General features: G+C 64.1%; 6 protein-coding genes and 1 pseudogene. 6 read left to right on the top strand and 1 reads right to left on the bottom strand.

Annotated features, from left to right (window positions below; genetic code table 11):
• Positions 1–600, top strand: a 600-nt coding sequence (locus EN738_RS28935; RefSeq protein ID WP_189606015.1) for a succinylglutamate desuccinylase/aspartoacylase family protein, incomplete at its 5' end; no start/stop codon positions are given.
• A gap of 32 nt (positions 601–632) precedes the next feature.
• Here EN738_RS28935 and EN738_RS28930 read toward each other — a convergent pair.
• The gene (locus EN738_RS28930) at positions 633–1,499 is read right to left on the bottom strand and encodes a helix-turn-helix domain-containing protein (protein ID WP_127286636.1); all 867 of its coding nucleotides are present in this window, start codon (positions 1,497–1,499) and stop codon (positions 633–635) included.
• A 106-nt stretch (positions 1,500–1,605) separates the two neighbouring features.
• On the opposite strand from EN738_RS28930, the gene EN738_RS28925 reads away from it, so the two are divergent.
• The 5 genes and pseudogenes from EN738_RS28925 to EN738_RS28905 form a co-directional block, all read left to right on the top strand.
• Positions 1,606–2,874, top strand: a complete 1,269-nt coding sequence (locus EN738_RS28925; RefSeq protein ID WP_127286635.1) for an ABC transporter substrate-binding protein — start codon at positions 1,606–1,608, stop codon at positions 2,872–2,874.
• A 315-nt stretch (positions 2,875–3,189) separates the two neighbouring features.
• Positions 3,190–4,050 (top strand): sugar ABC transporter permease, encoded by an 861-nt coding sequence (locus tag EN738_RS28920; RefSeq protein WP_126057345.1) that lies wholly within the window; start codon positions 3,190–3,192, stop codon positions 4,048–4,050.
• Complete coding sequence (locus EN738_RS28915; protein ID WP_127286634.1) at positions 4,047–4,883, top strand: carbohydrate ABC transporter permease; 837 nt, start codon at positions 4,047–4,049, stop codon at positions 4,881–4,883. The genes EN738_RS28920 and EN738_RS28915 overlap by 4 nt, the downstream gene beginning before the upstream one ends.
• A gap of 10 nt (positions 4,884–4,893) precedes the next feature.
• The gene (gene ugpC / locus EN738_RS28910) at positions 4,894–5,979 is read left to right on the top strand and encodes a sn-glycerol-3-phosphate ABC transporter ATP-binding protein UgpC (protein ID WP_127286633.1); all 1,086 of its coding nucleotides are present in this window, start codon (positions 4,894–4,896) and stop codon (positions 5,977–5,979) included.
• Between the two features lie 213 nt (positions 5,980–6,192).
• Positions 6,193–6,403 (top strand): annotated as a pseudogene (locus EN738_RS28905) (oxidoreductase); the annotation flags it as partial.

Below are 6,403 nucleotides of genomic sequence, written 5' to 3'. Positions count from 1 at the left end.
GAGCTCCTGCCGCGCACCGACATCGCGCTCGACTTCCACTCCGGCGGCAGGACGCTCGACTTCGTGCCGTTCTGCGCCGCCCACATAAGGCCGGACAAGGAGCTGGAAGCGAAGGGCTTCGATGCGGTCGAGGCGTTCTCGGCGCCATGGTCGATGAAGATGCTGGAGATCGACGCCGTCGGCATGTTCGACACCGCCGCCGAGGAGATGGGCAAGCTGTTCATCACCACCGAGCTCGGCGGCGGCGGCACCTCCCGCGCCGAGACGGTGCGCATCGCGCGCCGCGGCGTGCGCAACGTGCTCAAGCATGCCGGCATCGTCGCCGGTGCGGTCGAGTTGGCAAAGACCCGCTGGCTCGACATGCCTTCCGGCGACTGCTTCGCCTTCGCCGAGGACGACGGCATGATCGAGACGATGGTCGATCTCGGCGAGCCCGTCGAGGAGGGACAGGTCGTCGCCCGCATTCATGGCATCGGCCGCACCGGCGTCGCGCCGCAGGAGATCGGGGCGAAAATGTCGGGCCTGCTCGCGGCGCGGCATTTTCCAGGCCTGGTCAAGGCCGGCGACTGCATTTCGGTGGTGGCGGTCGAGGTGGGGTGACGCGACGCGCGCACCCATGAAGTGATCCTCGGCTATTTGACGCCGGCCCGGCGGAAGTCGGAGGGCGACATGCCGGCAAGCTTGCGGAACGACTTGTTGAAGGCGCTGAGCGAGCCGAAGCCCGAATCCATGGCGACGCGCAGCACGTTGGCGTCTTCATGCATCAAGAGCGCCTGCGCATAGCTCAGCCGCAGCAGGTTGACATACTCGTTGAGCGTCATCCCGGTCGACTTCTTGAAGATGCTCATGGCGTATTTCGGGTGGATATCGACGACAGCCGCTATGTCGACGCAGTCGATCTCATAGAGGAAATTCTCGGCGATGAAGTCGCACATGCGCCCGACATTGCGCGAGGACTGCTGGTCGAAGGGGCTGCCCGCCGAATGTGCGGCGGGAACCCTCGAAACAAGCCGGTAGGGTTCGAACCGCACCCGCTCCAGCCGAAGCAGCAGCTCGTTCACCGCATGCTCGGCTTTGGCCGCGTCGCCCGAGCGGGCGTAGTTGTTCCAGCGCTCGAAATTGTGGTTGTCAGCCTGGTCGGTGGCCGACGTCACCAGCGTGGCGCCCGTCATCAGCCGGTGCCGGACATCGGTGGGTAGATGCAGCCGGAAGAAATGCACCAGCGGCAAATGCGCCCCGGCATAGACGGCATCGTCACTGAGATCGTCCATCTGGTGCGGCAGGCCGCCCCAGAACAGGCACATCTCGCCGGCCGACAGCGAGATCTCGTGATCGTTCATCAAATAGTGCACGCTGCCGCGCACGATGAAATTGACTTCCACCTGCGCGTGCCAATGCGGCTTGAGCATAACCAGCGGCTGTGTGTGGAACATCTGCAGCATCAGCGGCATGCCTTCCACGCTGCTGGCGCCAGGCTGGTAGAACGGCCGTTCCGGCATCTTACTTTCCGCCAATTTTCTTTTCCCTTTGTCCGGGACAAGCCTTCCGCGCTGCATAATCTAGCCACGCTCACTGTGAGAGAGCAAATGAAATGGGAGGAGTTCAATGCGCACCACACTGACCTGCGCCGCGCTCGCGCTTGCCCTGGGCTCCGGCCCGGCCATGGCGCAATCCGGCGAAATCACGATCTGGAGCTGGAACATCGCGGCTTCGTCGCTGAAGGCCACCGTCGCCGGCTTCAACAAGAAATACCCCGACATCAAGGTGACCGTCGAGGATCTCGGCAACCAGCCGACCTATGACAAGTCGATTGCCGGCTGCGCGGCCGGCGGCGTCGGCCTGCCGGACATCGTCTCGATCGAGAATGGCGAGGCCGAGAACTACTGGAGCCAGTTCCCCGACTGCTTCGTCGACTTGCATACGCTGGGCTACACCGCCGAGGACCAGAAGAAATTCCCCGATTTCAAGCGCACCGAGCTCGAGGTCGGCGAGAAGGCCTATGCGATGCCCTGGGATTCCGGCCCGGTCGCCTCCTTCTACCGCCGCGACTTCTACGAGAAGGCCGGTGTCGACCCCGCCTCGATCAAGACCTGGGACGATTTCATCGCCGCCGGCAAGAAGATCCAGGCCGCCAATCCCGGCGTCACCATGACCAACGCCGATTTCAACGGCGACACCGAATTCTTCCGCATGATCGCCAACGAGCAGGGCTGCGGCTATTTCGCCGAGGACGGCCAGTCGATCACGGTCAACCAGCCCAAATGCGTCGACACGCTGACCAAGATCAAGGAGATGAAGGACGCCGGCATCATGGCCTCGGCCGACTGGGGCACCAAGATCACCAACAACACCGCCGGCGCCGTCGCCACCCAGGTCTATGGCGGCTGGTATGAGGGCACCATCCGCACCGAATCGGCCGGCGAAAACGGGAAGTGGGGCGTCTATCCGATGCCGAGCCTGACCGCCGACGGCCCGCGCGCCGCCAATCTCGGCGGCTCGTCGCTGGCCATCACCTCGGCCTCGAAGAACAAGGAAGCGGCCTACGCCTATCTGAAATACACGCTGGAGACCAATGAGGGCCAGATCACCATGCTGAAGGATTTCGGCCTGGTGCCGTCGCTGATCTCGGCGCTCGACGACCCCTATGTCTCGCAGGGCCTGCCTTACTGGGGCGGCCAGGCGGTGTGGAAGGATATCCTGGCCACCCTGCCCAAGGTCGTGCCGAGCCGCGGCACGCAGTTCCAGAGCGATGCCGAGCTCATCATGCGCGCCGTGCAGACCAAATATCTGGGCGGCGGCTATCCGGACGCCAAGGCGGCGCTTGACGACGCCGCCAGCCAGATCGCCTCGGCGACTGGGTTGCCGGTGAAGTGAAGGCAGAGATGCTGGTGGGCCAGATATAGGGCACCTTGCCGGACTGTTGGCGCTGCCCCTCACCTGCCTGCCGGCATCCTCTCCCCGTATGGTGACGGGGAGAGGGACGCTGCCGCCAGCGATTTCGCCAATCGCCAGCGTTGCAAAATGCCAAGGCCGCGGCCAGCCCCTTCTCCCCGTCACGATACGGGGAGAAGGTCCCGGCAGGGGGATGAGGGGCGGCGCTGACCTGGCCAAATCATGCTGCTCCCACCGGCAGCATCCATATCAACACTGCCCGCCACAACAGGCGGCAACCGATCGAAGGAGGAAACGATGCGCCATCAGAACGCCACGGCCTATCGTTTCCTCACACCCTATCTGCTGATCTTTTCCATCTTCTGGGTCTGGCCGATTATCAGCTCGTTCCTGATCTCCTTCCAGGCGACGCGCACCGTGCCGTGGCGCTTTGCGCCGACCTTTAACTGGGGCCGGCTGATCGGCGACCCGGCCTTCTACAACGCGCTGAAGAACACGCTGCTCATCCTCGTCATCCAGGTGCCGGTGATGATCTCGCTGGCCATCGTCATGGCGGTGCTGTTGAACTCGCCGCTGCTGAAAGTCCGCGGCCTCTACCGCTTTGCCTTCTTCGCCCCGGTGGTAGTCGGCGAGGTTGCCTATTCGGCGGTGTTCCGGCTGATGTTCAATCTGAACTTCGGCATCATCAACAAGCTCTTGAACAGCGTCGGCCTGCCCAGCGTCGACTGGTTCTCCAACGTCACGCCGGCCATGGCGCTGATCATGATCGCGGTGACCTGGCGCTGGGCCGGCTACAACGCCATCATCCTGCTCGCCGGCCTGCAGTCCATCCCGGACGACGTCTATGAGGCGGCCACGCTCGACCGCGTCAGCAAGGTCAAGCAGTTCTTCTACATCACCCTGCCGCTGTTGAAGCCGATCATCGTCTTCTGCGCCGTGCTGTCGATCATCGGCACCATGCAGCTGTTCACCGAGCCGTTCCTGATCACCGAACGCGGCGGCCCCGGCGGTGGCACCGAGACGCTCGGCCTGCTGCTCTACCGCCAGGGCTTCCGCTCGCTCAATTTCGGCTACGCCTCGGCCGTCGCCTACACCATGGCGGGGCTGGCGATCGCCATCACCCTGGTGCAGCTCTGGCTGACGAGGGACCCGAAATGACCTCGCGCTCGCAAAGCCGGCTCGGCCGCGCAATCGCGCTGCATCTCTTCCTGACGCCGCTGGCGGTGATCTGGCTGTTTCCGCTGTGGATGATGGTGGTGTTCTCGACCATGCCCGACAACGGCATCTTCAGCCCCGGCATCGAGCTTCTGCCGCACGACAATTTCGTCGACAATTTCAACAATCTGCAGCGCGACACCAATTTCGTCGGCGCCATCGGCATCTCGGTTTCGGTAGCGGTGACCTACACTTTCCTGTCGGTGCTGCTCACCTCGATGGCCGGCTGGGCGCTGGCGCGCTATCAGTTCGTCGGCAAGGGCGCGGTGGTGGCGATCATCCTCGGCACCATCACGCTGCCCTATTCGGTGGTGCTGATCCCGCAGTTCATCATGGTGGCGCGCGACTTCCAGCTCGCCAACACCTGGATCGCGCTGATCGTGCCGCCGCTGTTCAATTCGCTCGGCGTGCTGTTCATGCGGCAGGCCTTCTCGATGATGCCCGCCGATCTGTTCGACGCCGCCCGCGTCGAGGGCGTCAAGGAGTGGCGCATCTTCCTGTTCGTCGCGCTGCCTTTGGCACGGCCGATGCTGGCCGCGCTCGCCATCATCCTCTTCCTCGCCTCGTGGAACAATTATCTCTGGCCGCTGCTGATCAACAGCCAGCCCGGTTCCATGACCGCGCCGGTGGCGCTCGGCACGCTGATCGGCCTGACCAAGGTCTCCTGGGGCGGCATCATGGCCGGCGCCGTCATGCTGACCGTGCCGATGCTCGTCGTCTTCGTGCTCCTGCAGCGTCATTTCATTGCCGGCATCGCCGCCGGCGCGGTCAAGTAGGAAAGGCGATATGGCAGCGGTCACACTCACCAATGTCGTCAAGCGCTTCGGCGGCTTCGGCGTCGTCCATGGCGCCAACATCGACATCGCCGATGGCGAGTTCGTCGTCTTCGTCGGCCCGTCCGGCTGCGGCAAGTCCACGCTGCTGCGCATGATCGCCGGGCTGGAGGACATCAGCGCCGGCGAGATCGCCATCGGCGGCAAGGTGGTGAACGATGTCGAGGCGGCCGAGCGCGGCATCGCCATGGTGTTCCAGTCCTACGCGCTCTATCCGCACATGACGGTGGAGCAGAATCTGAGCTTCGGCCTGCGCATGAACGGCAACCCGAAGGCCGACACCGAGCGGCGGGTGAGGCGCGCCGCCGAGATTCTCCGCATCGACGAGCTGATGCACCGGCGGCCGAAGCAATTGTCGGGCGGCCAGCGCCAGCGCGTTGCCATCGGCCGCGCCATCGTGCGCGAGCCGCAAGTGTTCCTGTTCGACGAGCCGCTCAGCAATCTCGATGCGGAACTGCGCGTCCAGATGCGGGTCGAGATCTCCCGGCTGCACAAGGAGCTCGGCGTCACCATGATCTATGTGACGCACGACCAGACCGAGGCGATGACGCTCGCCGACCGGATCGTCGTGCTCAAGGCCGGCAATGTCGAGCAGATCGGCGCGCCGCTCGATCTCTATGACGACCCGGCCAACCGCTTTGTCGCCGGCTTCATCGGCTCGCCGAAGATGAATTTCATGCCGGCGAAGGTGGTCGAGACCGGGCCGGGCGCGGCGACGGTCGAGCTTGTCAACCACGCCGGCGCGCGGCTGAGCAAGCCGCTCCAGAGCACGCCTCCGGCTGTCGGCGCCGAGGTCGTGCTCGGGGTCAGGCCGGAACACTTCTTCGATGCCGGCAAAGGCGACTGCGACATCGCCGTCAAGGCCGATGTCGCCGAGCATCTCGGATCGGTGAGCTACGTCTACGCCGGTGCCGGAGACGACGAACTGATCATCGAGCGCGAGGCATCCAGGCAGCGGGCGAGCGGCGACCATCTGACGGTGGCGATCAAGGCCGACAAGGCGCTGCTCTTCGACACCAAGGGCGCGCGGATACGCTAGAGCAATTCCAGGAAAAGTGTGTAACGGTTTTCCGTCCGGAATTGCGTAAAAACAAATACTTAGAGCGGTTCGGCGATTCCAAGAAACGTTGAACCGCTCTAGGGCATGATCCCGAAAAGGGGGAACCGGTTTTCGGAAAAGGTCATGCTCGAACAAAATGGTCCCATTCCTGCCCGATCGCGGATGCGTGGCGGCGACCCCAGGAGATTTGACATGACATCCAGACCGCAAAAGATTCGTTGGGGCATTCTCGGGCCCGGCAGCATCGCCAAATCCTTTGCCGGCGGCGTGGCGCAGTCGCGTACCGGCGAACTGGTAGCGCTCGGCGCCCGCAACCCCGGCAAGCCGGGCCTCGCCGAGACCTTCCCCGGCGCGCGCATCCTCGACGGCTATGAGGCGCTGCTCGCCGACGACGGCGTCGACG

Source organism: Mesorhizobium sp. M4B.F.Ca.ET.017.02.2.1 (assembly GCF_003998955.1).
GTDB classification, from domain to species: Bacteria; Pseudomonadota; Alphaproteobacteria; order Rhizobiales; family Rhizobiaceae; genus Mesorhizobium; species Mesorhizobium abyssinicae.
Note: the sequence above shows the minus strand (reverse complement) of the source record. Positions and strands in the feature narration are given on the sequence as shown.

Coding starts and splice junctions, on each gene's coding strand:
- EN738_RS28930 (WP_127286636.1), bottom strand. CDS start 1,499: ATGCCGGAACGGCCGTTCTACCAGCCTGGCGCCAGCAGCGTGGAAGGC.
- EN738_RS28925 (WP_127286635.1), top strand. CDS start 1,606: ATGCGCACCACACTGACCTGCGCCGCGCTCGCGCTTGCCCTGGGCTCC.
- EN738_RS28920 (WP_126057345.1), top strand. CDS start 3,190: ATGCGCCATCAGAACGCCACGGCCTATCGTTTCCTCACACCCTATCTG.
- EN738_RS28915 (WP_127286634.1), top strand. CDS start 4,047: ATGACCTCGCGCTCGCAAAGCCGGCTCGGCCGCGCAATCGCGCTGCAT.
- ugpC (WP_127286633.1), top strand. CDS start 4,894: ATGGCAGCGGTCACACTCACCAATGTCGTCAAGCGCTTCGGCGGCTTC.